This window comes from Cryobacterium sp. Hz9, assembly GCF_004402825.1.
Lineage (GTDB): Bacteria > Actinomycetota > Actinomycetes > Actinomycetales > Microbacteriaceae > Cryobacterium > Cryobacterium gelidum.
Genome location: NZ_SOFC01000023.1, coordinates 473178 through 499375, shown reverse-complemented (window position 1 = coordinate 499375; position 26198 = coordinate 473178). Strand labels below are relative to the sequence as shown.

Below are 26198 nucleotides of genomic sequence, written 5' to 3'. Positions count from 1 at the left end.
GGCCGTGCAAGAGCGGGCGAAACACAACGTCACGTTGTCGCGGCGGTTAGGTGCGCTCGCGATGTGGGAACACGATCGTGCCGGTCGGCGTCGCTATGGTCGGGCGAAACAGCCACCGGGCTTTCGGTTCGACGAGGGGCCGAACCAGCCGTCGAACGATGGGCAGCGACAGCAGGAAGGAGGTAGCCACGCTCAGCACGATCATGCCCGGCAATACCCACGCGGGCTGCGGCCCGTCGAGCACACCCGTTTCGCGCAGCGGATACAGCACGAAGGTGTGCAGCAGGTAGATGTACATCGTGGCCGTGCCGAGGTTGGTCACCCAGGTCGTGCGGCGCGGAATCAGCATGAGGAACGCCACGATGAGCGCAAATGCGAGCAGCATGACGGCCAAACGGATGCCGCCGGCCCAGAACTCGGAATACCCGAATATCGCGTACGCCTCGTCGTAGAGCAGGAATCGGCGCACCTGCAGGGTGCGCAGGGTCCCGATGTTGAGCCCGATCAGCAGATACAGCAGGGCGAACAGCCCGATCGCCCCGGTTCGCCAACGCCAGATCAGGCCATCACGCAGTTCGAGCCAGGTATCGGTCAGCTGCCACTGGCGCAGCTTCCAGCCGAAGACGAAGAATGGCAGCAGCCCGAGGGTGCGGGACAGGGTGAACGTGCCGTCGATATTGGGCAGGTAGCCGGCCCCGATCGAGATGATAATGCTGATGATGAGGGGGTAGCGCAGAAGCACGAGGTAGGGCAGGACAATCCGCCAGAGCAGCAGGGCGAGCAGAAACCACAGCGTCCAGCTCGCGGTGGAGTAGTCCAGAACGAACTTGCCGCCGAGAATCCAGCGCAGCACCGTCCAGATTGTCTCGAAGATGACGTACGGGAAAATGATGTCGGTGAGCAGCCGGTGCATCTGCCGCGCGTCTGGTGGTCCTGACTTGGCGAAGTAGCCGCTCACGGCCACGAAGACCGGTACGTGGAAGGCGTAAATGAACAGATACAGCGTGTAGGCGACATCCGCTTCGCCGATGAGTTTGAGAATCGCGTGGCCGATCAGCACGAGGGTGACGGCCACCCAGCGCGCGTTGTCCCAGAGGGGTACGCGACGCTTCTGTGGTGGAGTGGTGGTGTCCAGTTCGCTCATTGACACCATTCTCCCGCCACAATGGATAAATGAGTATTCGACGAGTGGTTGTGACCGGAGCAAGTTCAGGAATTGGAGCAGCGACGGCACGCCTGTTCCGGGAGCATGGCTGGGACGTGGTGGGGGTCGCGCGGCGGGCCGACCGTCTCAAAACGCTGCAAGCCGAAACCGGAGCGGATGTCTTCACCGCCGATCTCACGGTACAGGCGGATGTCGACGCCTTGCGCGACTACCTCGCCGCCAGCGGCCCGGTGCACGCCCTCGTCAACAATGCCGGCGGCGCCAAGGGTCTCGACTCGGTCGAGGCGGGCAGCATCGAAGACTGGGCCTGGATGTTCGAGATCAACGTGCTCGCCGTCAAGCGGGTCACCACGGCCATCCTGCCGCTGCTGCGCGCCGGCATCGACTCCGGGGCGGGGTCGGCCGATATCGTGACCGTCACGTCGATTGCGGGCCATGTCGCCTATCTGGGCGGTGGCGGCTACAACGCGGCGAAGTTCGCCGCGCACGCCATGACCGAGGTGCTGCGCCTCGAACTGTCGGGGGAGCCGATTCGGGTGATCGAGATCGCGCCGGGCATGGTCAAAACGGATGAGTTCGGTCTGGTTCGCTTCGACGGTGACGCCGACAAGGCTGTCGCGGCCTACGACAACGTGCCCGACCCGCTCTCGGCCGAGGACATCGCCGAGACCATCGTCTCGAGCGTGGAACGGCCCGCGCACGTGAACCTCGACCTGATCGTGATCAAGCCGGTCGCCCAGGCCGCTACGACCCGGATCGCTCGCGGCGAGCTCAAGGTTCGCGAGCCCTGAGCGCCCGCGGATTTTCTCCGCGGTCCGCGGCGGCAGCGGGTCATCCGCTCCGCGCTCACAACTCGCCACCGCGCGGTCGACCCGCCGCCGCTACTGCTAAGTCGCCGCCACTTCTGGGGGTCGCGGGGGACAGGAAACGGGCCGGACGGGATCGTGAGATCCCGGCCGGCCCGTTCAGTGTTGCGCGCGGTTAGTGCTCGACAGCCTTCTCGGCGCCGTGTCCGGTGAGGGAGCGCACGGCCATCTCGGCGGCAAGCTTCGGGCTCTCCTTCGTGGTGCTGGTGACCGATCCGAGCCAGCCCAGGAAGAATCCGAGCGGGATCGAGACGATACCCGGGTTGCTGAGCGGGAAGATCGCGAAGTTCACGTCGGCACCGAACATCGAGGTGTCGGTGCCCGAGAACACCGGCGAGAAGATGATCAGCAGTACAGCCGACGACAGTCCGCCGTACATGCTCCACACCGCGCCCCGGGTGGTGAAACGACGCCAGAACAGGGAGTACAGAATGGTCGGCAGGTTAGCGCTCGCCGCGACGGCGAAGGCCAGTGCCACCAGGAAGGCGATGTTCTGCCCCTGCACGCCGATACCACCGGCAATGGCGAGAATACCAATCACGACAACCGTGCGACGGGCGATCTTGACCTCGTCGTCGGGGTTTCCCTTGCCCTTCTTGATGACAGATCCGTAGATGTCGTGCGCGAAGCTCGTTGCCGCCGTGATGGTGATTCCGGCCACCACCGCCAGGATCGTCGCGAACGCGATGGCCGAGATGAAGCCGAGCAACAGCGGGCCACCGAGAGCGAGCGCGAGCAGCGGGGCTGCCGAGTTGACTCCACCGGGAGCGGCGAGCACGGTGTCAGCACCGACGAGCGACGCGGCACCGAAGCCGAGCACCAGGGTGAAGATGTAGAACGCGCCGATGAGCCAGATGGCCCAGACGACCGAACGACGAGCTTCTTTCGCGGTCGGAACCGTGTAGAAACGCATGAGCACGTGCGGCAGGCCGGCGGTTCCGAGAACCAGGGCGAGGGCGAGCGAGATGAAGTCGAGCGGGTTGGCGCCGTACTTCAGGCCCGGAGCGAGGATCGCGTCGCCCGCGGTGGAGAGGGCGACCGCGCTGTCGAGCAGTGTCGACAGATTGAAGCCGTTGATGGCCATCACCCAGACGCTCATGGCGAGCGCACCGATGATGAGCAGGAACGCCTTGACGATTTGCACCCAGGTGGTGCCCTTCATGCCGCCGACCAGTACGTAGACGATCATCAGCCCGCCGACTATGGTAACGACGATGGACTGCCCGAGCTTGTCGTTGATGCCCAGGAGCAGCGAGACGAGTCCGCCGGCTCCGGCCATCTGCGCCAGCAGGTAGAAGAAGCAGACCGCCAGGGTGGTGGTGGCCGCTGCCACCCGCACGGGACCCTGTTTGAGCCGGAAGGACAGCACATCGGCCATGGTGAACTTGGCCGTGTTGCGCATGAGCTCGGCGACCAGGAGCAGGGCGACCAGCCACGCAACGAGGAATCCGATCGAGTACATGAAGCCGTCGTAGCCGGTGACGGCGATCGCACCGACAATGCCCAGGAACGACGCGGCCGAGAGATAATCGCCGGCGATGGCGAACCCGTTCTGCGGTCCGGTGAACGAGCGGCCGCCGGCGTAGTAGTCCGCGGCCGTCTTGTTGTTGCGGCCCGAGCGGATCACGATGATCAGGGTCACCGCGACAAAGGCGAGAAAGATCGAGATGTTGAGCACCGGGTTGTTTTCGACCGGTTTGACCGCGGTGGCCAGAAAGTGCAGTGTGTTCATCGTTGTTCCATCCGCTCGAGTTCGCCGCGAAGTTCTTCGGTCAGGGGGTCGATCTTGCGGTTGGCGAAGGTGACATAACCCATGGTGATCGCAAAGGTGGTGACGAATTGGCCGAGGCCGAGTACCAGGCCGATATTGATGCGACCCAACACCGGGGTCGCCATGAATTCAGGCAGGTAGGCCGCCGCGAGTACGTAGGCGAAGTACCAGACCAGAAAGAAGATGGCCAGCGGGACCACGAACTTGTTGCGCGTTTTCTTCAAGTGTAAAAACTGGGGCGTCTTCTCATACGCCTCGTAATCGATGCGGGACTTCGGTGGGGCGTCTTTCACTGATTCACTCATGGGGCTTCCTTGCCTTGAGAACGGAAAAATACGTGGTGCGGGAAAAGTGGGGGGTGCGCGGTGCGGGTGGGAGGTGGTCGTAGCCGATCGTTTATGAAACGGATGCTGACAGCGCGCGTTTCAGATCGTCAAGAACGGTGGGGTCTTCGATGGTGGGAGGGACCAGATATTCTTCACCGTCGACGATCTGCCGAATGGTTTTACGAAGAATCTTCCCCGACCGCGTTTTGGGCAGTCTGTCGAGTATAGTCACGTCGCGAAACGCTGCGACCGGGCCGACATGCTCGCGCACCAGGGCGACGAGTTCCGCGGTGAGAACGGTGTGATCGATCCGACTGCCGGCCTTGAGCGTGACGAAACCAGCGGCACGCTGACCCTTGACCGGGTCGTGCACGCCGAGCACCGCGCACTCGGCGACGGCCGGATGCAGGGTGAGAACCTCTTCGAGCGAACCGGTCGACAGACGGTGCCCGGCCACGTTGATGACGTCGTCGGTGCGGCCCATCACGAACAGGTATCCGTCGGCATCGAAGTGACCGGAGTCTCCGGTGGCGTAGTAGCCGGGAAAAGCGGTCAGGTAGGAACTGGCGAACCGTTCCTCACTGCCCCAGACCCCGAGGAGGGTTCCGGGCGGCAATGGAAGCCGAATGGCGATGTTGCCGTCTGTGCCGGTCTTCTCGATCGGCCTGCCCGCCGAATCCAGAATGGCGACGTCATACCCGGGCACCGGAACGGTGGCCGAGCCCGGTTTGGTCGGCAACTCTTCGATGCCGAGCAGATTGGCGCAGATCGCCCAGCCGGTCTCGGTCTGCCACCAATGATCGATGACCGGGCAGTGCAGCCCGTTGTTGGCCCAGTGGAAGGTCTCGGGGTCGAGGCGTTCGCCGGCCAAAAACAGGCTGGTCAGGCTCGACACGTCGTGCTGTTCCAGCTCCAGCAGATCCGGATCAACGCGGCGAATTGCCCGGATGGCGGTCGGCGCGGTGAACAGAACCTTCACCTGATAGTCGTCGACGACACGCCAGAAGGCGCCAGCATCCGGGGTTCCGATCGGTTTGCCCTCGTAGAGGACCGTGGTCGCCCCGGCCAGCAGCGGGGCGTAGACGATATACGAGTGACCGACCACCCAGCCGACGTCGGAGGCAGCCCAGTAGACATCGCCCGGCCCCACGTTGTAGACGTTGCGCATCGACCAGTTGAGGGCGACGGCGTGGCCGCCGTTGTCGCGAATGATGCCCTTGGGCTTGCCGGTCGTGCCGGAGGTGTACAGGATGTATAGCGGGTCGTCGGAATGCAGGGCGACCGGGGCGGCCGGTGTTGCCTTCGCTTCTTCGTCTGCCCAGTCCAGCCAGACCGCATCCGTTTCAGAACGGTCCTGATAGTTTGCCGCCGACTCCGGGATGCTGTCCCGGTTGCGCACGATCACCGTGTGTACCGAGCCCTGGCTGAGCGCCAGTGCTTTCTCGACCAGCGGCAGGTATTCCACGGTGCGACCCGGTTCCAGACCCCCGGATGCCGTGACAATGACACTCGGTCGAGCGTCATCAATGCGCACGGCCAGTTCCGTCGCGGCGAAACCGCCGAAGACGACCGAATGCACTGCACCGATGCGCGCACAGGCCAGCATGGCGACAACGGCCTCGGGAATCATGGGCAGGTAGATGATGACCCGGTCCCCGGTTCCGACACCGGTGGCGCGCAGGGCGCCGGCGAATTTGGCGACCCGACCGAGCAGATCGAGGTAGCTCAGCTGAACCCGGGTGCCCGTCATGGCCGAGTCGTAGATCAATGCCGTGTGGGCACCCCGACCGGCCAGAACGTGACGATCGAGGGCGTTGAAGCTCGTGTTGAGCGTTCCCCCTGGAAACCAGCTGCCGGTCGCTTTTCCGTCGACGGCGAGGGCGCTCGTCGGCGGCACGACCCAGTCGATGCCAGCGGCGGCCTCCAACCAGAAGTCCTCCGGCGATGAAATGCTGCGTCGCCAGGCCTCCTGGTAGCCCCCGCCGGATATGCCGCTCATGGTTCCCTTCCCCATTGAAATGCCTCTGTATACAAAGAGTGGTTGAAGTATTGCATACAACCCAGCTCTGTGGAATAGGATCACTGTTGTGTATACAGAAACCGCAGCGGTGGGGTCAGAGGTACCGCTTCGAGCCAGTGAGCGGGCATACCGTCAGCTGCGTGAGGAGATTTTGAACGGACTCCTCGCCCCCGGTGCCGGCCTGCTCGAAGTCGAACAGGCCGACCGTATCGGTGTCTCCCGAACCCCGCTGAGAGAAGCGGTGGCTCGACTGATCGCCGACGGGCTCGTCGTCGGGCGTCGCGGTCGCGGCTTCGAAGTGACCGACATCTCTGTCGACAGCATCTCCGAGCTGTACGAATTACGTCAGGCGCTCGAAGTGCAGGCCAGTCGACTGGCCGCACTTCGCCGCGATCCTACGCTGTTCGTCGAACTGCGCGAAGCCTTCGTCACTGCTCCAGACCTTCTGGACCTGGGCGATGTCGGGGTCCACCAGTACTACGCACTGATCGATCAACTCGATGACGCTGTCGACGCTGCCGTCGAAAATCCCTTTCTGGTCGGTGCCCTGCGCGCCGTTCGCACCCACCTGGCCCGCATCCGTCGGCTCGCTCGTCGAAATCCGTCCCGGCTTCGTGCCGCAGCGGCCGAGCACCTGCTGATTCTCGATGCCATCATCGCCGGTGATCCGTCGCTGGCGGCCCACGCCACCCATATTCATCTTCACCAAAGCCTTGTGAATGTCCTCGCGGCGATCGATGAGGACTCGGCACGGTAGTCGATAAACGACTGCGGCCGACTAACGAAGGGATCAACCGTGCAGCTCCACCACGTTCGAGTTCACCGAAGCGACGAGAATCTGGCCCGCCAGGACCAGCTGGCCTGGAAGATAGCCGAGGTCGCCGCGGATCCCGCCGCAGTCTCCGAGGAAGTGACCGAGATGGTCATCAACCGGGTGATCGACAACGCCGCAGTGGCCGCGGCCAGCCTGACCCGTCGCCCGGTGATCGCCGCCCGCTCGCAGGCACTCGCGCACCCGCGTTCCAGCGGTGGCGACGGTGCGAGCGTGTTCGGCCTGGCGCCGGCTCGTCGCGTCTCCCCGGAGTGGGCGGCGTGGGCGAATGGTGTCGCCGTGCGTGAACTCGACTACCATGACACCTTCCTGGCCGCCGAATACTCGCACCCGGGCGACAACATCCCACCGATCACGGCGGTCGCCCAGCACCTCGCAGCGTCGCGTGGCCTGACCGGCCGTGACCTGATTCGCGGCATCGCCACCGGCTACGAGATCCAGATCGACCTGGTGAAATCGATCAGCCTGCACGCGCACAAGATCGACCACGTGGCCCACCTCGGCCCGTCGGTTGCTGCCGGCATCGGAACCCTCCTCGGTCTCGACAAGGAGATCATCTTTCACGCCATCGGCCAGGCGCTGCACACCACGACCGCGACTCGCCAGTCGAGAAAGGGGGAAATCTCCTCCTGGAAGGCCCACGCCCCGGCATTCGCCGGCAAGATGGCCGTCGAAGCCATCGACCGGGCGCTGCGCGGTGAGACCAGCCCGACCCCGATCTACGAGGGCGAAGACGGCGTCATCGCCTGGCTGCTCGACGGACCAGACGGCTCCTACGACGTCTCGCTGCCGGCCGCTGGCAGCATCAAGCGTGCCATCCTTGACAGCTATACCAAGGAGCATTCGGCCGAATATCAGGCGCAGGCCTGGATCGACCTCGCGCGCCGACTGCACAACGAGCACCCCGAACTGCTCGTGGCCGGCGCGATCACGAGCATCGTCATCCACACCAGTCACCACACGCACTACGTGATCGGCTCCGGCGCCAACGACCCGCAGAAATACGACCCCATGGCGAGCCGCGAAACCCTCGACCACTCCATTCCCTATATCTTCACGGTGGCCCTGCAGGACGGAACCTGGAACCACGTCGATTCCTACCGCCCCGAGCGCGCTGGCCGCCCCGACACGATCGCCCTGTGGAACACCGTCACCACGAAGGAGGACGAGGAGTGGACGCGCCGCTACCACTCCCTGGACCCGGCCGAGAAGGCCTTCGGGGGTCGCGTCGAAATCGAGCTCAGCAACGGAACCCGCCTGGTCGACGAGATCGCCGTGGCCGATGCGCATCCGCTCGGCGCTCGACCCTTCGCCCGCGCGGAATACATCAACAAGTTCCGCACGCTGGCCGTGCCGGTGATGGAGGAATCCGAGATTGAACGCTTCCTCGCCCTGGCGCAGCGCCTGCCGGAGCTGAGGCCCGCCGACCTCGGCGGCCTGACCATTGTGGCCAAGCCGGGCCTGCTGGCCTCGATTGCCACCCCGAACGGAATCTTCTAATGCTCTACGCCAGCGTGACGGCAGCCGACAAGCGCATCGCGCTCAGGGCTGGCCTGTCGAGCGGAAAGATTCTGCGCTATCCCGGCGCGTTCAACCCGCTCTCGGCCAAGCTCATCCAGCAGAAGGGATTCGAGGGCGTCTATATTTCGGGCGCGGTGCTCTCGGCCGACCTCGGCCTGCCCGACATCGGCCTGACCACCCTCACCGAGGTGGCCGGCCGGTCGCAGCAGATCGCCCGCATGACCGACCTGCCGGCGATCGTCGACGCCGATACCGGTTTCGGCGAGCCGATGAACGTGGCGCGCACGATTCAGACCCTGGAAGACGCCGGACTTGCCGGCATGCACATCGAGGACCAGGTCAACCCGAAACGTTGCGGCCACCTCGACGGCAAGCAGGTCGTGGATGCCGACACCGCGATCAAACGCATCCGCGCTGCGGTCGATGCGCGCCGGGACGCGAACTTTCTCGTGATGGCGCGCACCGACATCCGTGCCGTTGACGGGTTGGACGCGGCCGTGACCCGCGCGAAGCAATTGCAGGATGCCGGAGCCGACGCGATCTTCCCCGAGGCGATGGGGAGCCTGGCCGAATTCGAAACGATTCGGGCAGCCGTGTCGGTGCCGATCCTGGCCAACATGACCGAGTTCGGCAAGGGCGAGCTATACACGGTGCAGCAGCTCGAAGACGTGGGCATGAATCTGGTGATCTTTCCGGTGTCGCTGCTGCGCCTCGCAATGGGCTCGGCCGCGCGCGGACTCGACGCGATCGAGCAGCACGGCTCGCTCAGCACGATGCTGCCCGAGATGCAGCATCGGGCCGACCTGTACGAATTGCTCGATTATGCGTCGTACAGCCGGTTCGATTCGGGTATCTTCGATTTCACCCTGAACCCGCATATTTCGACGCCCAGTTCGGCGCAAGGTCTAAAGGAGCACAATGTCTGACACCGAAACACTGCCACACGTCACTCCGCACATTTACAAGGGCCTGACCGGCGTCGTCGTCGACACGACCGCGGTCTCCAAGGTCAACCCGGAGACCAACTCGCTGCTCTACCGGGGCTATCCGGTGCAGGAACTCGCGGCCAGGAAGAGCTTTGAAGAGGTCGCCTACCTGCTCTGGCACGGCGAACTACCCGATGAACAGCAGCTCGCCGACTTCGAGGCGCTCGAGCGGTCGGTGCGGCACCTCAGCCCGATGATCAAGCGCATCATCGACGAGCTGCCGCTCACCACGCACCCGATGGATGTCGTGCGCACCGCGGTGAGCGTCATCGGCGCCAGTGATCCGGACGCCGAGAACCCTTCGGCGGAATCCGACCTCGCCAAGTCGATTCGCCTGTTCGCCCAGCTGCCCGCAATCGTCTCCTACGATCAGCGTCGCCGCCACGGCCTCGATCTGGTCGAACCGCGCGACGACCTCGGCTACTCGGCGAACTTTCTGCACATGACTTTCGGCGAGGTGCCGGAACTCGTCGTCGTCAACGCCTTCGACGTGTCGATGATTCTCTACGCTGAGCACTCGTTCAACGCGTCCACGTTCACCGCGCGGGTCATCACCTCGACCCTGTCCGATTTGTATTCGGCCGTGACCGGTGCGGTGGGGGCGCTCAAGGGAGCCCTGCACGGCGGCGCCAACGAGGCCGTCATGCACACCTTCACCGAGATCGGTGTCGGTGAAGGTGCGGCCGCGCGGGCCGAACCGTGGCTGGCCCAGGCACTGGCCGATAAGCGCAAGATCATGGGTTTCGGGCACCGCGTCTACAAGAGTGGCGACTCGCGGGTTCCGACGATGCGTACCGCGCTCGTCACCCTGGTCGACCACTACCAGAAGCCGGAACTGCTCGAACTGTACGAAGCCCTCGAAACGGCGATGACGACGCGCAAGGCGATTCTGCCCAACCTCGACTACCCGTCGGGCCCCGCCTATCACCTGATGGGCTTCGATACCCTCACCTTCACGCCGATCTTCGTCGCGGCGCGGATCACCGGGTGGACCGCACACATCATGGAGCAGAAGAAGAGCAACGCCCTCATTCGCCCGTTGTCGGCCTACAACGGCGTCGACCAGCGTCAGGTTCCCTAGCATTTTCTTGAAGCGGATGCCGCGCTGCCCGTTGGCAGCGCGGCATCCGCTTCGTGCGCGCTCAGACATAGCTAGCATTGACGGATGACACTCGATGCCCAGGATGCGCCCACTCCGCTCGTGATCGACCGCGAAATTCTGCAGTGGACCGACTTCGCCGCGGCGTCGCGCGAGCTGGCGACTCACGTGCGGGGCAGTGGCTTTCACCCCGATGTGGTGATCGCCATCGCCCGTGGCGGCCTGCTGCTGGCCGGCGCCGTTTCGTATGCGCTCGGCACCAAGAACTGCGGCAGCATCAACGTGGAGTTCTACACCGGCATCGACGAACGTCTGCCCGAGCCCGTGCTGTCGGCCCCGATGCTCGACGCTCCGGCCCTCGCCGGTAAGCGGGTGCTGCTCGTCGATGACGTTTCCGACTCTGGCCACACGCTTGCGCTCGTGCTGCGTCTGCTCGGCGAGACCGCGCTGGAGGTACGCACCGCGACGCTCTACACCAAGCCGCGCACCGCGCTCGTGCCCGATTTCACCTGGCGCGAAACCGACAAGTGGATCGTATTTCCGTGGTCGGTGCTGCCGCCGGTTGCGGGCGCCCCCGCAAGCAGCGCGCCGCAAGCGCTCGCCGCAGCGACGGCCGAGGTCGCCGCGTGAGCGTGCACCTGGTCGGCGGTGGGGGAGACCCCGCGCACGACGCCGCAGTGTTCACAACGTTCCTGTCCGAGGTGACGTCGCGGGCCTCCCTGGCCGGCCGCGATGAACCGATTGTCGCGATCGTCACCGTGGGCCCCGGTAGCGCACACGCCGAGGAACTGGCCGAGTCGCTCGGCGACGACGTGCAGACCCGCCGCAGCACGCTCGCTCCGGGTGATACCGCCGCCCTCACGGCGATTTCCACCGTCGACGGCATCATCATCGGCGGCGGGGTGACGCCCGACTACCTCGCCGCTCTGCTGCCGATTGCCGGCGAGATCCGCCGCCAGGTGTCGAGTGGTGTGCCCTACCTCGGCTTCTCGGCCGGCGCCATGATCGCGGCCGAACGTGCCCTCATCGGCGGCTGGCGCATCGGCGGCGTCGAGGTCACGCCGGAACACGTCTCGGAGGGCCTCGATGAAATCACCCTGGCCCAGGGGATCGGTCTGCTCGACGTCACGGTCGATGTGCACGCTGCCCAGTCCGGCAGCCTGTCGCGACTGATCGCAGCGACCGAGGCGGGCCTGATCGACGGCGGCCTGGCCATCGACGAGAATACCGTGCTCGTGATCGGCGAGGGCGCGCTCGGTGTGCTCGGAGCCGGCAGCGTCTGGCGGGTCAGTCAGGCCGACGGTGGCGTTCTCGTGAGCACCATCGGCGCCTGACCCGCTCGTGAACCTCGATGCGCTCGCGGCGACCGGGCAGATCGACCCGGGCTGGGCGAGAGCACTCGCCCCCGTGGCCGACGACCTGGCCCGGGTGGGCGATTTTCTGGCGGGTGAACGGGCGGCCGGCCACGCCGTGTTGCCCGCGCCGGAGCACCTGCTGCGCGCGTTTCGGCAACCGTTCGACGCCGTGCGGGTGCTCATCGTCGGACAGGACCCGTACCCTACGCCGGGGCATCCGATCGGTTTGGCCTTCGCCGTCAACGCCGACGTGCGGCCCGTGCCGCGGAGCCTTGGCAACATCTACACCGAGCTCGGGGCCGACATGGGCCTGCCGCGCCCCGAGCACGGCGACCTCTCGGCGTGGTCCGACCAGGGGGTATTGCTGCTCAACCGGGTGCTCAGCGTGCGGGCCGGCGCGGCCGGATCGCATCGCCGCCACGGCTGGGAAAGCGTGACCGATCAGGCGATCCGTGCTCTCGTGCGGCGGCGGCATCCGCTCGTCGCGATTTTGTGGGGCAAGGATGCCGGCGCGCTTCGGTCCCTGCTCGGCGACACGCCCGTCATCGAATCAGCGCACCCGAGCCCCCTCTCAGCCCGCCGCGGCTTTTTCGGCTCCCGGCCGTTCAGCAGCGCCAACCGGCTGCTCACCGTGCAGGGAGCGGCATCGGTGCAGTGGGCTCTTCCGGTAATCTGGAACCAACCAGAAAGGGGAGTGCCCGGTGCTTGAGGAAGAATACGAGACTCGTCGTCGGCTGCCCCGCCATCTGCGGCCGGAAGTCGCGGTCGAGGCACCGTTCGAATACACGTTGCGCGAGGTTCGCGCCACGGACCTGCCGCACATTCGCGAGATCTACAACTACTACGTCGCCAACAGCACCGTCACCTTTGACGAAGATGCAATGACGCTCACCGAGTGGCGCGACAAGTTCTACTACCTGAACAAGCAGGGCATGCCGTTCGTCGTCGCCGTCTCGCCGGCCGGTCAGATTCTCGGGTATGCCCTGGTCAGCCCGTGGAAGCAGAAGAAGGCCTACCGATTCACGGTCGAGAATTCGATCTACCTCGGCGCAGCGTCGACCGGTAAAGGTCTTGGCCGTGAGCTGCTCGGCGAGCTGATCAAACAGTCCAAGGCGGCTGGTCTGAAAGAGATCATCGCCGTCATCGCCGACCAGGGAGCGGATGCCTCGATCAAGCTGCACCGCGACTTCGGCTTCGACGAGATCGGCCGCATGGGCAAGGTCGGGTTCAAGTTCGAGCGCTGGCTCGGCACGATTCTGCTGCAAAAAAGCCTGAAGTAGCGCCGCCGCGCCGGCGTGCGTGCCCAGCGATCTGTGCGCCCCGACCCCCGCTGCACAAGAACGCCCGTGGGCGCCACAGGAGCACGTGATGACGTATCGCCGTTGATTACCGTTCGACGTCGACCCATTCGTGGCCGAGGGCCTCCAGTTCCGCGGTTCCGGCTGTTACCCGGGCGACGATCGCGGCGAGCCGCGTCGCGTCGTCATCAGCAATCTTCAGCACCGCGTCGAGCCCATAATGCGTACCCAGGATGAGCACTCCGCGCTGGCGCAACTCGGCCTCGATGCGACCGGCATCCGCGTGGGGCAGGGCGAGCGTGAACAGTTCACGGCGTGCGCGCTCCACCACCAGCCCCAGGGACTGGGCCGCGTCGATCGCGGTGAGAACAGCCTCGGAGTAGGCGCGAACCAGGCCGCCAGCACCGAGAAGTGTGCCACCGAAGTAGCGGGTGACGACGGCCACGCAGTCGACGAAACCTCGCCCGGACAGCGCCTCGAGCATGGGTCGCCCCGCAGTTCCCGACGGTTCACCGTCGTCATTCGCCCGACGCACCTGATCGGGAGCGCCGGATGACCCGAGCACGAATGCCGAGCAGTGGTGGCGAGCGCCCCAGTGCGCCCTACGTGCGTCGTCGATCGCAGCGCGCGCGGCATCCTCTGTCTCGGTTCTGACCAGGCGGCACAGAAATCTAGATCGCTTCACTTCGATCTCGGCATCAACACGGCTGCCGACGCCGCCGTGCAAAGTGAGATCGGGCATGCGTCCAGTCTCGCGCATCCGCGTGATCGGTGCCCCGTGCAGCAGAAGACCGGCCGGGGCCGGGGCAGCGATCGGTATCTTCGCCAGGGATGGAGTTCGTTACCTGGTGGCGCGTGGCGTGTTCATTCGCCCGACCGCGTTGAGCACGGCGCGCCGGGGGGAGATGCTGGCCATCCGGGCGAGCAGCGCGTTGCGCGCGCCGACCAGCACGACCGACGGCGTCACCGACCGGTCGAGGGCGGCGAAGGAGGCACGCATGACCTCGTCGACGGTCAGCGGCGTGCCCTTCCTACCGCCGCTGGTCTGGGCGATCTCGAAGAACTCGGTGTCGGCGGGGCCCGGGCAGATCGCGGTGACCTTGAGGCCGCTCGCGCGGGTCTCGTAGCTGACCGCTTCGGTGTAGCTGAGCACGTAGGCTTTGGTCGCCCCGTAGACCGCCATGCGCGGCACCGGCTGGAACGCTGCTGTGCTCGCCAGATTCACGAGCGCCGCGGTGTGCGGATGCAGCGAGGCCGTCTCGACCAGATCGGGCAGGAAGGCATGGGTCAGCGCGGTCAGTGCGTGCACGTTGAGGGCGACCTGCTCCGTCTCCCGTGCCTGGTCGGAGTCGAGAACCGTGCCGAAGGTAGCGAAGCCGGCGTTGTTGACGAGGGTACCGATGGTGATCGCCCGCTCGCGCAGGTCGGAGACCAGCTCGGGGACGGCATCCGCTCTGCTGAGATCAAGCGGAATCACGGTGGAGACCGTGCCGTATTGCTCGGCCAGGTCGACCGCGAGCGCCTCCAGCCGCGCCTGCCGGCGGGCGACGAGCACGAGGTCCGCGCCGCGCTGGGCAAGCTCGTGGGCATATCCGACGCCGAGTCCGCTCGACGCTCCGGTGATGAGCGCGGTGGTACCGATGGGATTGTACAGAGCGCTCTTCATGGCTTGAGGCTAGCGTTCCTGAGTGCGCATGACCTAGTCGGCTCGCCGCCCGGTCTCGTCGAACTAGGCTCGGGACATGGCTGACCCACACGAACTGACCGCCCTGGAACAATGGCAGGCCCTGCAGCGCAGCGACATCAGCCCGAGCGAGCTCGTGGAGCACTACCTCGCCCGCATCGAAAAGTTCAACCCAGCCCTCGGTGCCTTCGTCACCGTGACCGCGGATGCCGCCCGGGCTCGGGCTCGACACGTTGAGGAGCGGATGCCGCGTACCGCGCCGCTCTGGGGACTTCCGTTCGCCGACAAAGACCTGCACCTGCGCGCCGGGGTGCGGGCCGGGTTCGGGTCGCGTCTGTTTGCCGACTATGTGCCCGACGAATCCGATGACCTCGTACAGGCGCTCGATGACGCCGGGGGAGTCAGCCTCGGCAAGACCAACACACCCGAATTCGGGCTCGCCTCGTACACCGAAAGCCGCGCCGCCCCGCAGGCCCGCACCCCGTGGAACCTTGCGCTCGGAGCCGGCGGATCCAGCGGCGGCGCCGCCGCCGCCGTCGCCGCCCGGCTCCTGCCGTTCGCGCCGGGCTCCGACGGCGGCGGGTCGATTCGTATTCCCGCTGCCGCCTGCGGGCTGGTGGGCCTCAAGCCGAGCCGCGGGCGCGTTCCGGCCGCCTCCGGAATCGACAAGCTCGGCGGCCTCCCGGTTGGCGGTCCGCTGGCCCGCACGGTAGCGGATGCGGCCCTGCTGCTCGACGCCATGATCGCGCCCAGAGACGGTCACCCCGACCACCACTACGCCCTGCGGGCCCCGGGCGAGGAGACGCCGCTGCTGGCGGCGGCGGTGCGCGGCGAAGGGCGTTTTCAGCTCGGCGTTATGACCACCTCGGCCTGGGACAACGACTACGAGATTGCGCTCGCACCCGAAGCTGAGGACGCCCTCTCCCGTGCCGTCACCGAATTCGCCGCGCTGAACCACGGTCTCGAAGAGACGGCGCTCGCGCCCGACCCGAGTTACGTGCCGGCTTTCCGCACGATCTGGCAGGCCGGAGCGGCGAGCATCCCCGCCGAGACCGAGGCCGAGATCGACCTGCTCGAGCCGTTGACCCAGTGGCTGCTCGCCCGGGGCCGTGCCCTCAGCGCGCGCGACCTCGCCGAGGCGCTCGCCGCGCTGACCGCGTTCGAGCGCTCATTCATCCACCAGCTGTCGAGGTTCGATGCCGTACTCACCCCGGCCATGGCCCTGACGCCGCGCCCGGTCGGTTGGTACGACGCGCACGACGCCGAGGTGAACTTCGCGCAGCAGGTGCAGTACACGCCGTTCACCTCGATGATCAATGTGAGCGGCCTGCCGGCCATCGTGCTGCCGGTGCATCAGACCGACGACGGCCTGCCGATGGGCGTGCAGCTCATCGGCCGCCCGGGCGGCGAAGCCACCCTGCTCTCGCTCGGCGCGCAGCTGGAACGCCGCATCCGCTGGCAGGACCGGGTGCCGCCCGAGGCGGCGTAGTTCCGGCTGGCGGCGCACCGGCCGCGACGGCCACCAGAACCGGTCGTCGACCAAGAAGACCAGGGCCGGCACGAGAACGATGCGCACGACGAGGGTGTCGAGCAGCACCCCGATGCAGACGATCACACCAATCTGGGTGAGGGCGACGACGGGCAGCACCCGAGTACGGCGAAAACGGCCGCAATCAGAATGCCGGCGCTCGTGATCACCGCGCCGGTCGAAGAGAGCGCCCGCACCATTCCCTCCCGGGTGCCGTAGCGCCGGGCTTCTTCGCGGGCGCGAGCGGTCAGAAAGATGTTGTAGTCCACACCGAGTGCCACGAGGAAGAGAAAAGCGAACAACACGACGTTGGTATCGAACGCGGCAAAGCCAAGCAGATTTTGAAAGATCAGGTTGGAGGCGCCGAGGCTGGCGAAGAAGGTGCCGAGCACGCTAACAATGAGCAGATCCTTGGTGTCAGCTACCCAAACCAGCCAGATAATCCGTGCCAGAGCGCAATTTGTTTTGAGTTAGTCAAAACAAATGTTAGGGTCGAAGCATGACCTTGACCAATGCGAGAGACGACGACGGAGGAATCCGCCTGGCCGCGGCCGACGCTGGTCTGCTCGAAGTCAGCATCCGCTCGGCCGGTCTCAAGATGACCGCGCCGCGTCTGGCCGTGCTGCGGGCCCTCACCGATCGGCCGCACTCCAACGCCGACACCCTGTTCGGAGCGGTGCGCACGGACCTGCCGGGCACCTCGCTGCAGGCGGTCTACGGTGTACTCGCCTCGTTCACCGCCGCTGGGCTCGTACGCAAGATCGAACCGGCCGGCTCGCCCGCCCTGTTCGAGCGCCGGGTCGGCGACAACCACCACCACATCGTCTGCACCCGCTGCAGCGTGGTGCACGACGTGGACTGCGCCGTCGGCCACGCCCCCTGCCTCACCCCAGCGGATGTGCTCGGCTTCGACGTGCGGGCCGCCGAGGTCATTTACTGGGGCCTCTGCGCACAGTGCCAGCTCGACACCACGAGCCGCCCCGCCGAGCACACCGATACCTTCCATCCCTAACTTTCTCTCCGACAACCTCGCGTTGCTGATGCACTATCAAGGAGCACCATGACTAGCAAGCCCACTACCGACCAAACGGGAACTCCCGTCGCCAGCGACGCGCACTCCCTCACCGTTGGCGCCGACGGCGTCACCGCGCTGCACGACCGCTACCTGGTCGAGAAACTCGCCCAGTTCAACCGCGAGCGCATCCCGGAGCGCATCGTGCACGCCAAGGGCGGCGGAGCGCACGGCGAGTTCGTCGTCACCGGCGACGTCTCGAAGTACACCCGCGCCGCCGTGTTCCAGCCGGGCACGGTCACACCGACCCTGCAGCGTTTCTCCAGCGTCGCCGGCGAGCAGGGCAGTCCGGACACCTGGCGCGACGTGCGCGGTTTCTCGGTCAAGTTCTACACGACCGAGGGCAACTACGACATCGTCGGTAACAACACCCCGGTCTTCTTCATCCGCGACGGCATGAAGTTCCCCGACTTCATCCACTCACAGAAGCGTCTGCCGGGTACCGGTCTGCGCGACGCGACCATGCAGTGGGACTTCTGGACCCTGTCCCCGGAGTCAGCCCACCAGGTCACGTACCTCATGGGCGACCGCGGCCTGCCGCGCTCGTGGCGTGAGATGCCCGGCTTCGGTTCGCACACCTACCAGTGGATCAACGCCGCGGGCGAGCGCTTCTGGGTGAAGTACCACTTCGAATCCAACCAGGGCAACGTCGAGATGGAAGGTTCAGAGGCCGAACTCCTCGCCGGAGCGGATGCCGACTACTACCGTCGCGACCTGTCCGACGCCATCGCCGCCGGCAACTTCCCGTCGTGGAACGTGTCCGTGCAGGTCATGCCGTACGAGCAGGGCAACACCTACCGGTTCAACCCGTTCGACGTGACCAAGGTCTGGCCGCACGCCGACTTCCCGTTGATTCCGGTTGGCACCCACACCCTCAACCGCAACCCGGAGAACTTCTTCGCGGAGATCGAGCAGTCAGCGTTCTCGCCGGCCAACTTCGTGCCCGGCATCGCGGCAAGCCCCGACAAGATGCTCATGGCGCGTATCTTCTCCTACCCCGACGCGCAGCGCTACCGCGTGGGTACCAACTTTGCGCAGTTGCCGGTGAACGCGCCGAAGAGCCCGGTCAACAACTATTCGCAGGATGGCGCGCAGCGCCACCACTACAACGCACCGAGCGAACCGAACTACGCGCCGAACTCCCTCGGCGGCCCCGTCGCCGACCCGGCCGCTGCCGGCGAGGGCGCGTGGGAAGGCGACGGAACGCTGCTGCGTGCCGCCGCAACCCTACGCAGCGAAGACAGCGATTTCGGCCAGGCCGGAACGTTGTACCGCGAGGTCTACGACGATGCCGCCAAGGCGCGCCTGCTCGACACCATCACCGGTGCCATCAGCGGCGTGACCCGCGCCGAGGTCACCGAGCGGGCAATCTGGTACTGGACCAGCGTTGACGCCGACCTCGGTGCGAAGCTGCGCGCGAACCTGGCCGTGTTCGCCGAGGCCGCCGCGGTCGACGCCGAGTACGTCGCCGCGCAGTAGCACCAGCGCACCACGGAACACAGACACCGCCCGGCCTGCACGCAGGCCGGGCGGTGTCTGTTCCCGGATCGTGTACACCCCACGGAGATTGGCGCGGGTCGCCGAGATGTGAGACGAATCGGCGTGATCTGGCGACAATCACCGCAGTTATGCGCGCACCGAGCTACCGGAGGTAGCCGCCCTTTTTCAGGCCAGCCTCGATCTCGAAGCCATTTTTGAGCGGATTACGCCCGGCGACCGCGTACAGCAGAGGAAAGACCAGGCCGAACCGCTCCCACTGGCGTTTGTGCACGGCCTCGTGCTCGAGCACATCCGTCGTGACGTTGGCATTGGTGAGGTAGCAGCCGCCCACGCACGAGCCGCCGCGACCGAATGTCCAAGACGGCATGCCGCGAAACACGAACAGGCCGGCCCGTTTCTCGACGCGACCGGTGCTCCAGATTGAGCCCCAGACCAATCCGACCGCGGTCGCGTAGAGGTACCCGGTCCGGCTCACGAATGAATCAAAGAGCAAGCGACGCATGCCCTATCGTGCCTCGTCGGTGAACCCGGGGCGACCGTAGGCTTCGAGCAGTCGCAGCCAGACTTCGCTCAGGGTCGGGTAGCTCGGCACCGCGTGCCACAGCCGGTTGATCGGCACTTCGCCGACGATGGCGACCGTGGCCGAGTGCAGCAGCTCGGCCACGTCCTGCCCGACGAAGGTGGCGCCCAGAATGACCTCGCGGTCCAGATCGACCACCGCTCGCGCCTTGCCAACGTAGCCGACCGCCAGCACGGCGGCGCCGCCCAGGTTGCCCAGGTCGTAATCCAGAATGCGGATACGAAACCCCGCTTTCACAGCGGCCGCCGCGGTCAGCCCCACCGAGGCAACCTCCGGGTCGGTGAAAGTCACCTGCGGCACCGCGGCGTGGTCGGCGGTCGCCACGTGCGCGCCCCACGGTGCATCGTCGACCACCGAGCCGGCCGCCCGGGCCACGATCGCGTCGCCGGCCGCCCGAGCCTGATATTTGCCCTGGTGGGTGAGCAGAGCCCGGTGGTTGACGTCGCCGGTGGCATAGAGCCAGTCGCCGGCCAGCGCGGGGGAGTCGCCCTGCACGAGGAGCGTGTCATCGACGGCGAGCCGGTCGTCTGCATCGAGGCCGACCGTGTCGAGGCCGAGGTCGTGCGTGCGCGGCAGGCGTCCAATGGCCACGAGCACCGTGTCGGATGCGACCATGGTGCCGTCATCGAGGGAGAGAATGACCGTGCCGTCGGTGTCACGGTGTGCCTTGGTCGTGGACGGGCCGACGAGCACGGTCACACCGTTCTCTCGCAGGGCGGCGGTGACGAGCTCACCGGCGAATGGTTCCTGCCCGCCGAGCAGGGCACTGCGGGCGATCACGGTCACCGACGACCCGAGTGACGCATAGGCCGCGGCCATTTCCGCGGCGACGACCCCGCCACCGATCACGGCCAGGCGTGGCGGAATCTGCTTGGCGCTCGTTGCGTCACGGCTGGTCCACGGTTCGACATCTTTCAGGCCGTCAATGTCGGGCAGCACCGCCGCCGAGCCGGTGCTGACGACGACAGCGTGCGTGGCGGTCAGTACGGTCACGGTGCCATCGTCGCCGGTCACGGTGACTTCGCGCACAGCGGTGAGGCGGGCATGGCCACGTACCAGAGCAATGCCGGCTGACTCGAGCCATTTCGCCTGGCCATCATCTTTCCAGTGGCTGGTAATGGAGTCGCGTTGGTTGAGGGCGGCGCGCACGTCAATGGTTCCGGTGACGGCCTCGGCGGCGCCCGGTACCCGACGGGCCGCGGCGAGGGCGGCGCCGCTTCGCAGCAGAGCCTTCGACGGCATGCAGGCCCAGTAGGAGCACTCACCGCCGACGAGGTCGTTTTCAACGACGACCGTGCGCAGGCCACCCTGGGCGGTGCGGTCCGCGACGTTCTCTCCGACAGCGCCGCCGCCGATCACGATGACGTCGTAGCTCTGACTCGACATTGAATCTCCTGACTGAGGGTGTATTTGCTGGTCCACGCTGTGCCAGCCATTGCTGCCCGGCCGCGTGGTCACTGCGGTCGGGACGCCGAGATGTTGAATCTGAGCAGCCTACCCTGTCGTTCTCACGCAGTATATGAACGTTTGCTTGGCGGCTCGAACCTACGGCATATTCTGACCCTGCGGTTTAAAGCCGGTTAGGGTGCCTGCATGTTAGCTCAGGTGATAGTTCCCGCCCTGTATCCGATGCCCGAGGCGCTCCGTTTCAGCACTCGACCGGATGGCTTCTCGGTCGAACAGCCTTCGAGCTCATCATGAGAGACGCAACGTCCGCAGCAAAACGACAGCGCGCTGCGGTTATTTACAATCCGATCAAGGTTGATCTGGATGCGATTGCCTCCGTCGTCGCGCAGGAGGAGGAAGCGAATAAGTGGGATGAAACCGTGTGGCTTCCCACGAGCGAGGATGACCCGGGGCAGGGTCGCGCGAAGGAGGTCCTCGAGTCGGGCGCTTCGGTCGTCATCGTTGCCGGTGGAGACGGCACCGTTCGCGCCGTCGCCGAGGGCCTTCAAGGCGGATCCATTCCCATGGCGCTGCTGCCGTCTGGAACGGGCAACCTGTTGGCGCGCAATCTCGACCTCAGCCTGGACGATATCGAACTCGCCGTGCACACCGCCTTTACCGGTGTCGACCGAAAAATCGATCTGGGGCTAATCGAGATCACTCGTGCAGACAGGGCCACGTCGCATCACGTGTTCCTGGTCATGGCCGGACTGGGTCTGGACGCGAAAATGCTGGCGAACACCGACGACGACCTGAAGAAAAAGGCCGGCTGGCTGGCCTATGTGACAGCACTCGCCCTGACCTTGCGCGACAAGAACGAGTTGCGGTTTCACTACGCCCTTGACCGCGGTCCTTCCCGCGCAACTCGGGCGCATACCATCATTGTCGCCAATTGTGGTTCCCTGCCATCGAACATCGTTCTGCTGCCCGACGCTGCCGTCGACGATGGGGAGTTCGATATCGCGCTGCTGCGCCCGGAGGGAATCGTGGGCTGGGTGCAAATTTTTGTCAAGGTGATCTGGGAGAACGGAGTCCTTCGACGAACGAAGGCCGGTCGCGCCCTGATGACCAGGGAGGTCAGCGCGCTGCGCTACGTGAGGGCCACCGAACTCGGTGTCCGGCTGCAACACGCGGAGCAGATCGAACTCGATGGCGACGGTTTCGGGGCAGCTCTGGAATTTCACGTCCGGGTGGACCCGGGCGGCCTGACCATCAAGCTTCCGCCGAGCTCGTGACGACTCCCACGCCCACGCCCGTGTGCGTGATCGTGCATGTGCAGTTGTGGGTTCGGGACTACGTATATGCCGCCAGACGACGGATGGGCGCGCTCACCTCGCGCTCCCGCTCCGGTGGGTTTGAGGCCGGCGACCGGTGGTCATTTTCGGCTCCTGGCTAAGCGTCACGTTGTCGATACTGTCATGACAGTGTTGGCCGATCTCGGGCAATTCCCTCGTTAGCGTCAGCGCCCAGTGACGGCCAACCCCGGGAGCGCGATCAGGTACTTGTCGGCCGGGGCCGGGGCCGGGGCTGGGGCGGGCTAGCGGCCGACGAAGACGGCGGGGGTGCGGGTCACGAAGGCCTGCATACCGATGCGGGAGTCCTCGGTCGCGGCGAGGCGGGCCAGCGCGGGCTGCAGCGCTGCCTCAGCAGATGCCGCTCCGTCGCGCTCGGCCAGGCGCGCGTTGGCGAGGGTGGCCGCGACAGCGAGCGGAGCCTGCGCGGCGATCTTCTCGGCGAGTTCGAGGGCTCGGTCGAACTGAGCGCCGTCTGGCACGATTTCTTGCACGAGGCCCAGGCGGCGCGCCTCGGCGGCATCGAACAGCTCGCCGGTGAGCAGCCACCGCATGGCGTTACCCCAGCCAGCCGCGCGTGGAAAACGAATGGTCGCGCCGCCGAACGGCAAAATGCCCCGGCTGACTTCGATCTGGCCGAACCGGGTCGATTCGGCGGCGACGACGATGTCGCTCGCGAGCATCAGCTCGATGCCGAGGGTGAGGCACGTGCCCTGCACGGCGACGACGACGGGCTTGGTGAGGGATTCGCCATCCACTTGCCACGGGTTGATGCCGCCCTCCGGCACCATCTCGATCCCGTTCGGGCCAAGCCGGGGGCCGATATCGGCGAGGTCGAGTCCAGCCGTGAAGTGCTCGCCGACCGCGTAGACCAAACCGACGCGCAGCCCGGGGTCGCGGTCGAGCTCACCGTAGGCGAGCGCCAGTTGCTGCAGCAGGGAGAAATCGGCGGCATTGCGTTTATCGGGCCGGTTGAACCCGATCAGCAGAACATGGCCGCGGCGTTCGGTGAGAATGCGGGGCTGGTCGGTCATGGGGTCTCCATTGGTTCGAGATGCGCAGACAGGGAGCGGCTAGCGCGTGAGGGCACCGATGATGCGCAGGATGCTCGGCAGGTCGTCGGTCGCCGCTTCGGGCGAGGCGGGTGCGAACCCGGTGATGGTCGCGCCGGCGAGGGTGAACTCGGCGCGTAGCGCGGTAATCGCGCCGCCGAGATCGGCCACGCTCAGGCCGAAGGGAATGAGATTGTTGAGACCGATGAGCGCCGACGGGTCGAGCACATCAAGGTCGATGTGTACGAAGACGTGCTTGGCGCCGGTTTGCGCGACGGCCGCGACGAGCGCGGCCGGGTCGGTCAGCTCGGAGCACGACATGCTCACCAGACTGAGCTCTTGGAGCAGCAGGTCTTCGGCGTCGTCGACGTCGCGAATGCCGGCCAGCACGACGTTGTGTAGGGGCACGCTGCTCGCTGGTGCCAGCTCGAGTTCGGTTGGCCCCTCGCCGCTGATCGCGCGCAGGGCCATGCCGCAGAACCCGCCCGACGGCGACGATTCGGGCGTGTGCAGGTCGGGGTGGGCGTCGAACCAGACGACGGCCAGGTCGCCCGGATGTGTGCGTGCCGCGTGTTCGACCGCAGCCAGCGCGATCCCGCAGTCACCGCCGATGGACAGGGCCCAGTCGGTGGTGTCGTTCAGGACCCTGGTGTGGCGCTCGCGCACCTGTTGAATCGCCGAGAACCGGTGCACGCCGGTATCGAGTGCATCACCGGCCTCGACCGGCACATCGACCAGGCGCGTGGCCGAGAAGGGCAGGTCGCCCTGAATAGCCGCGGCTCCGTCGACCAGGCGCATCGCACGCGGAGAAATCGAACCCTGCCATTGCGGTACTACAACGAAGATGGGAGCCATACCCCAGTATGGCGCAGCGACCAAGGCCGGCAGTATCCGCTTCGCCAGAAGCGAATTCTGCCGCCGCGGATACTGCCGGTCACCTGCCCCGGTTAGCGCTCCAGCGCGGCGGTCGAGCCTGCCTTGAGGGCTGCGAGGCGGGCATCCACTTCGGTGAGCTCGCCGAGGTCATCGAGGCTTTCAAACTGGGCGTCGAGGCTCGACGCGGCGAGTTCCTGGGCACCGCGTACGCGGGCTTCTTCGCGACGGATCTTGTCTTCGAAGCGGTTGACCTCGCTGGTCGGGTCCATCATGTCGATGCTCTTGACGGCGTCCATCACCTGCGCCTGCGCCTTGGCGGTCTTGGAGCGCGCGATCAGTTCGGCGCGCTTGTTCGTGAGCTGTACCAGCTTCTCTTTCATGGCGTTCAGGCCGGTCTTGAGCTGGTTGACGACGGCGGTCTGCGCCTGAATCTGTGGTTCGGCGGTCTTGACCTCCTTCTCGGAGGTGAGCTGACGGCCGAGCGCAACCTTCGCGAGGTTGTCGAACTTGTCGGCGTCGGCGGCATTGCCGACCGTCCGCAACTCATCGGCCTTGCGACTTGCGGAGAGGGCCTTGTCGCCCCACTCCACGGCGGCTTCCTGGTCTTCGCGGTAGTCGTCTTCGAGCAGACGCAGGTTACCGATGGTCTCGGCGATCGCGCTTTCGGCGTCGGCGATGCTGCTCGAGAAGTCGCGCACCATCTGGTCGAGCATTTTCGCGGGATCTTCCGCCGAGTCGAGGATTGCGTTGATGTTCGCTTTCGCGAGCTGGGAAATACGGCCGAAGATGGACTGCTTGGTCATTCGGGTGTCCCTTCCAGGAGAGTCGACCTGGCCCAGGAAATTCGCCAGGAAAGTGCGTGCATGCTCAAAGCTTAGGGTGACCGGCAGTCCCGAGTCTGGGAACCTCATAAAATCCGCGACGAGGGGACATTGCCCAGTGTTACAGGGCGGTTCGCGTGCTACACCCGCGCCGCCCACAATGGAAACAGCGCAGCAGGATCGATACCGACGGGAGCCCGGCATGAACGAAGAATTCACGAACCGCATGCTCGCCGTCGTCGAGGTCACCGGGGCGCGTCCCGACCGTCCCGCCTATCACGCCAAGGTGCAGGTGCTCAATTCCCGCGTCGTCGCCGACGCCGAAACGGCCGGATGGGTCGTCACACGGGTCGCCGCTGCCGACGTCACGGCCGACGAATTACTGCGCATCACCGCGGATGCCGATGCCGTCGTCATCGTCGGCGGCGAAGACGTCACACCCCACTTCTACGGCGGCAGCTCAGGCTACGAGGGGGAGACGGCGCACTTCTCCACCGCCGACGAGGGCCAGATCGCCCTCGTGCAGCGAGCCTTCGCGCTCGGCACCCCGCTGCTGGGCATCTGCCGTGGCCTGCAGATTATCAATGTCGCCCTGGGCGGCACCCTCATCCAGCACATCGACGACGGCATCCACAAGAACATCGGCGTGCCGATCGATGAAATCCTGTCCACCCACGACGTCTCCCTGAGCATCGACAGCACCCTCGCGGCCAGCCTTGGCCGGGTCGAGATCTCGGTGCAGAGCGCCCACCATCAGGTCGTCGACCGCCTCGGCGCCGGACTGGTTGCCGCCGCGCACGCTTCCGACGGCCTGATCGAAGCCCTCGAACACGCGACCGCACCGATCACCGGTGTGCAGTGGCACCCCGAAGCGCCCGATTCCCCGGCCGATCAGCTGGCTCGGCTCCTGGCCGGCCTGGCCGCGCAGCATGCGGCCCGCGCGCTGGCCGAGCGCCCGGGCGCCGCGGCCCTCGCCGCGTAGGGTCCGAGGCTCGCCCGGCGTCACGCGGGCGCAAGTAATCGTGGTGTCCGGCTGCCGCGCAGCCATGTCGAACGTCGTCCGTGATCGTGATCGTGGGTGCGAGCGTCACCAGCCGCACTTTGCCAG

26 protein-coding genes and 1 pseudogene are annotated in these 26198 nt (G+C 66.0%); 14 read left to right on the top strand and 13 right to left on the bottom strand.

The genetic code is table 11. The annotated features are described in order from the left end of the window. Positions 1–46: 46 nt before the first annotated feature. A complete protein-coding gene (locus tag E3N85_RS14775; RefSeq protein WP_241978528.1) occupies positions 47–1144 on the bottom strand; it encodes an acyltransferase family protein in 1098 nt (365 codons plus the stop codon). A gap of 29 nt (positions 1145–1173) precedes the next feature. On the opposite strand from E3N85_RS14775, the gene E3N85_RS14770 reads away from it, so the two are divergent. Beyond that, the gene (locus E3N85_RS14770; RefSeq protein ID WP_174722495.1) at positions 1174–1956 is read left to right on the top strand and encodes an SDR family NAD(P)-dependent oxidoreductase; all 783 of its coding nucleotides are present in this window, start codon (positions 1174–1176) and stop codon (positions 1954–1956) included. A 190-nt stretch (positions 1957–2146) separates the two neighbouring features. On the opposite strand, the gene E3N85_RS14765 is transcribed toward E3N85_RS14770, so the two are convergent. From E3N85_RS14765 to E3N85_RS14755, 3 genes are all read right to left on the bottom strand, one after another. Continuing rightward, positions 2147–3763: a cation acetate symporter gene (locus E3N85_RS14765; protein WP_134464404.1), complete on the bottom strand. Its 1617-nt coding sequence runs from the start codon at positions 3761–3763 to the stop codon at positions 2147–2149. Continuing rightward, entirely contained in the window at positions 3760–4107 is a 348-nt protein-coding gene (locus E3N85_RS14760) for a DUF485 domain-containing protein (protein ID WP_134464402.1), read from the bottom strand. Before E3N85_RS14760 ends, E3N85_RS14765 begins: the two co-directional genes overlap by 4 nt. A 91-nt stretch (positions 4108–4198) precedes the next feature. Next, positions 4199–6127, bottom strand: a complete 1929-nt coding sequence (locus E3N85_RS14755) for an AMP-binding protein (RefSeq protein WP_134464400.1) — start codon at positions 6125–6127, stop codon at positions 4199–4201. An 88-nt stretch (positions 6128–6215) separates the two neighbouring features. Between E3N85_RS14755 and E3N85_RS14750 the strand changes: the two genes are divergently transcribed. From E3N85_RS14750 to E3N85_RS14715, 8 genes are all read left to right on the top strand, one after another. Continuing rightward, a complete protein-coding gene (locus E3N85_RS14750; RefSeq protein WP_241978527.1) occupies positions 6216–6905 on the top strand; it encodes a GntR family transcriptional regulator in 690 nt (229 codons plus the stop codon). Positions 6906–6944: 39 nt separating this feature from the next. Further along, positions 6945–8480, top strand: a complete 1536-nt coding sequence (locus E3N85_RS14745) for an MmgE/PrpD family protein (RefSeq protein ID WP_134464398.1) — start codon at positions 6945–6947, stop codon at positions 8478–8480. Continuing rightward, complete coding sequence (prpB, locus tag E3N85_RS14740) at positions 8480–9427, top strand: methylisocitrate lyase (protein ID WP_134464396.1); 948 nt, start codon at positions 8480–8482, stop codon at positions 9425–9427. The genes E3N85_RS14745 and prpB overlap by 1 nt, the downstream gene beginning before the upstream one ends. Then, a complete protein-coding gene (locus E3N85_RS14735) occupies positions 9420–10568 on the top strand; it encodes a bifunctional 2-methylcitrate synthase/citrate synthase (RefSeq protein WP_134464394.1) in 1149 nt (382 codons plus the stop codon). The genes prpB and E3N85_RS14735 overlap by 8 nt, the downstream gene beginning before the upstream one ends. Before the next feature lie 84 nt (positions 10569–10652). Beyond that, complete coding sequence (locus tag E3N85_RS14730) at positions 10653–11216, top strand: phosphoribosyltransferase (protein WP_134464392.1); 564 nt, start codon at positions 10653–10655, stop codon at positions 11214–11216. Continuing rightward, positions 11213–11920, top strand: coding sequence for a Type 1 glutamine amidotransferase-like domain-containing protein (locus E3N85_RS14725; RefSeq protein WP_134464390.1), 708 nt, complete (start codon positions 11213–11215; stop codon positions 11918–11920). Before E3N85_RS14730 ends, E3N85_RS14725 begins: the two co-directional genes overlap by 4 nt. Positions 11921–11927: 7 nt before the next feature. Next, positions 11928–12650: a uracil-DNA glycosylase gene (locus E3N85_RS14720; protein WP_134464388.1), complete on the top strand. Its 723-nt coding sequence runs from the start codon at positions 11928–11930 to the stop codon at positions 12648–12650. Further along, positions 12643–13221 carry a GNAT family N-acetyltransferase gene (locus tag E3N85_RS14715; protein WP_134464386.1) on the top strand — a complete coding sequence of 193 codons (579 nt, stop codon included), beginning with the start codon at positions 12643–12645 and terminating at the stop codon, positions 13219–13221. The genes E3N85_RS14720 and E3N85_RS14715 overlap by 8 nt, the downstream gene beginning before the upstream one ends. Before the next feature lie 106 nt (positions 13222–13327). Here E3N85_RS14715 and E3N85_RS14710 read toward each other — a convergent pair whose 3' ends face one another. Together E3N85_RS14710 and E3N85_RS14705 are read right to left on the bottom strand one after the other, a co-directional pair. Next, positions 13328–13981, bottom strand: a complete 654-nt coding sequence (locus tag E3N85_RS14710; protein WP_134464384.1) for a YigZ family protein — start codon at positions 13979–13981, stop codon at positions 13328–13330. Positions 13982–14080: 99 nt separating this feature from the next. Further along, a complete protein-coding gene (locus tag E3N85_RS14705; protein WP_134464382.1) occupies positions 14081–14905 on the bottom strand; it encodes an SDR family oxidoreductase in 825 nt (274 codons plus the stop codon). A 76-nt stretch (positions 14906–14981) separates the two neighbouring features. Here E3N85_RS14705 and E3N85_RS14700 point away from each other — a divergent pair, with 76 nt between their 5' ends. Further along, a complete protein-coding gene (locus E3N85_RS14700; protein WP_134464380.1) occupies positions 14982–16412 on the top strand; it encodes an amidase in 1431 nt (476 codons plus the stop codon). A 60-nt stretch (positions 16413–16472) separates the two neighbouring features. Here E3N85_RS14700 and E3N85_RS17190 read toward each other — a convergent pair. Beyond that, positions 16473–16520, bottom strand: a pseudogene (locus tag E3N85_RS17190) (hypothetical protein); the annotation flags it as partial. A gap of 14 nt (positions 16521–16534) precedes the next feature. Beyond that, the gene (locus E3N85_RS14695; protein ID WP_370289352.1) at positions 16535–16843 is read right to left on the bottom strand and encodes an MMPL family transporter; all 309 of its coding nucleotides are present in this window, start codon (positions 16841–16843) and stop codon (positions 16535–16537) included. Between the two features lie 107 nt (positions 16844–16950). Here E3N85_RS14695 and E3N85_RS14690 point away from each other — a divergent pair, with 107 nt between their 5' ends. Beyond that, positions 16951–17463 carry a Fur family transcriptional regulator gene (locus E3N85_RS14690; RefSeq protein WP_134464378.1) on the top strand — a complete coding sequence of 171 codons (513 nt, stop codon included), beginning with the start codon at positions 16951–16953 and terminating at the stop codon, positions 17461–17463. Positions 17464–17511: 48 nt separating this feature from the next. Continuing rightward, entirely contained in the window at positions 17512–19002 is a 1491-nt protein-coding gene (locus E3N85_RS14685; RefSeq protein ID WP_134464376.1) for a catalase, read from the top strand. A gap of 163 nt (positions 19003–19165) precedes the next feature. On the opposite strand, the gene E3N85_RS14680 is transcribed toward E3N85_RS14685, so the two are convergent. Together E3N85_RS14680 and E3N85_RS14675 are read right to left on the bottom strand one after the other, a co-directional pair. After that, a complete protein-coding gene (locus E3N85_RS14680) occupies positions 19166–19525 on the bottom strand; it encodes a Fe-S oxidoreductase (protein ID WP_134464374.1) in 360 nt (119 codons plus the stop codon). A 3-nt stretch (positions 19526–19528) separates the two neighbouring features. Continuing rightward, a complete protein-coding gene (locus E3N85_RS14675; protein ID WP_134464372.1) occupies positions 19529–20989 on the bottom strand; it encodes an NAD(P)/FAD-dependent oxidoreductase in 1461 nt (486 codons plus the stop codon). 311 nt (positions 20990–21300) lie between these two features. Between E3N85_RS14675 and E3N85_RS14670 the strand changes: the two genes are divergently transcribed. Then, positions 21301–22284 carry a diacylglycerol kinase family protein gene (locus E3N85_RS14670; protein WP_134464370.1) on the top strand — a complete coding sequence of 328 codons (984 nt, stop codon included), beginning with the start codon at positions 21301–21303 and terminating at the stop codon, positions 22282–22284. Between the two features lie 302 nt (positions 22285–22586). Here E3N85_RS14670 and E3N85_RS14665 read toward each other — a convergent pair whose 3' ends face one another. From E3N85_RS14665 to E3N85_RS14655, 3 genes are all read right to left on the bottom strand, one after another. After that, positions 22587–23375 (bottom strand): crotonase/enoyl-CoA hydratase family protein, encoded by a 789-nt coding sequence (locus E3N85_RS14665; RefSeq protein ID WP_134464368.1) that lies wholly within the window; start codon positions 23373–23375, stop codon positions 22587–22589. 39 nt (positions 23376–23414) lie between these two features. After that, positions 23415–24248: an arginase family protein gene (locus tag E3N85_RS14660; protein WP_134464594.1), complete on the bottom strand. Its 834-nt coding sequence runs from the start codon at positions 24246–24248 to the stop codon at positions 23415–23417. 92 nt (positions 24249–24340) lie between these two features. Next, positions 24341–25072 (bottom strand): PspA/IM30 family protein, encoded by a 732-nt coding sequence (locus tag E3N85_RS14655; protein ID WP_134464366.1) that lies wholly within the window; start codon positions 25070–25072, stop codon positions 24341–24343. Positions 25073–25292: 220 nt separating this feature from the next. Between E3N85_RS14655 and E3N85_RS14650 the strand changes: the two genes are divergently transcribed. Next, entirely contained in the window at positions 25293–26072 is a 780-nt protein-coding gene (locus E3N85_RS14650) for a gamma-glutamyl-gamma-aminobutyrate hydrolase family protein (protein WP_134464364.1), read from the top strand. Positions 26073–26198 lie beyond the last annotated feature (126 nt).

Excerpts from the sequence above, each read along its gene's own strand:
- E3N85_RS14775 (WP_241978528.1), bottom strand. The coding sequence starts at position 1,144 with ATGAGCGAACTGGACACCACCACTCCACCACAGAAGCGTCGCGTACCC.
- E3N85_RS14770 (WP_174722495.1), top strand. The coding sequence starts at position 1,174 with ATGAGTATTCGACGAGTGGTTGTGACCGGAGCAAGTTCAGGAATTGGA.
- E3N85_RS14765 (WP_134464404.1), bottom strand. The coding sequence starts at position 3,763 with ATGAACACACTGCACTTTCTGGCCACCGCGGTCAAACCGGTCGAAAAC.
- E3N85_RS14760 (WP_134464402.1), bottom strand. The coding sequence starts at position 4,107 with ATGAGTGAATCAGTGAAAGACGCCCCACCGAAGTCCCGCATCGATTAC.
- E3N85_RS14755 (WP_134464400.1), bottom strand. The coding sequence starts at position 6,127 with ATGAGCGGCATATCCGGCGGGGGCTACCAGGAGGCCTGGCGACGCAGC.
- prpB (WP_134464396.1), top strand. The coding sequence starts at position 8,480 with ATGCTCTACGCCAGCGTGACGGCAGCCGACAAGCGCATCGCGCTCAGG.
- E3N85_RS14735 (WP_134464394.1), top strand. The coding sequence starts at position 9,420 with ATGTCTGACACCGAAACACTGCCACACGTCACTCCGCACATTTACAAG.
- E3N85_RS14730 (WP_134464392.1), top strand. The coding sequence starts at position 10,653 with ATGACACTCGATGCCCAGGATGCGCCCACTCCGCTCGTGATCGACCGC.
- E3N85_RS14710 (WP_134464384.1), bottom strand. The coding sequence starts at position 13,981 with ATGCCCGATCTCACTTTGCACGGCGGCGTCGGCAGCCGTGTTGATGCC.
- E3N85_RS14705 (WP_134464382.1), bottom strand. The coding sequence starts at position 14,905 with ATGAAGAGCGCTCTGTACAATCCCATCGGTACCACCGCGCTCATCACC.
- E3N85_RS14700 (WP_134464380.1), top strand. The coding sequence starts at position 14,982 with ATGGCTGACCCACACGAACTGACCGCCCTGGAACAATGGCAGGCCCTG.
- E3N85_RS14690 (WP_134464378.1), top strand. The coding sequence starts at position 16,951 with ATGACCTTGACCAATGCGAGAGACGACGACGGAGGAATCCGCCTGGCC.
- E3N85_RS14685 (WP_134464376.1), top strand. The coding sequence starts at position 17,512 with ATGACTAGCAAGCCCACTACCGACCAAACGGGAACTCCCGTCGCCAGC.
- E3N85_RS14680 (WP_134464374.1), bottom strand. The coding sequence starts at position 19,525 with ATGCGTCGCTTGCTCTTTGATTCATTCGTGAGCCGGACCGGGTACCTC.
- E3N85_RS14675 (WP_134464372.1), bottom strand. The coding sequence starts at position 20,989 with ATGTCGAGTCAGAGCTACGACGTCATCGTGATCGGCGGCGGCGCTGTC.
- E3N85_RS14670 (WP_134464370.1), top strand. The coding sequence starts at position 21,301 with ATGAGAGACGCAACGTCCGCAGCAAAACGACAGCGCGCTGCGGTTATT.
- E3N85_RS14665 (WP_134464368.1), bottom strand. The coding sequence starts at position 23,375 with ATGACCGACCAGCCCCGCATTCTCACCGAACGCCGCGGCCATGTTCTG.
- E3N85_RS14660 (WP_134464594.1), bottom strand. The coding sequence starts at position 24,248 with ATGGCTCCCATCTTCGTTGTAGTACCGCAATGGCAGGGTTCGATTTCT.
- E3N85_RS14655 (WP_134464366.1), bottom strand. The coding sequence starts at position 25,072 with ATGACCAAGCAGTCCATCTTCGGCCGTATTTCCCAGCTCGCGAAAGCG.
- E3N85_RS14650 (WP_134464364.1), top strand. The coding sequence starts at position 25,293 with ATGAACGAAGAATTCACGAACCGCATGCTCGCCGTCGTCGAGGTCACC.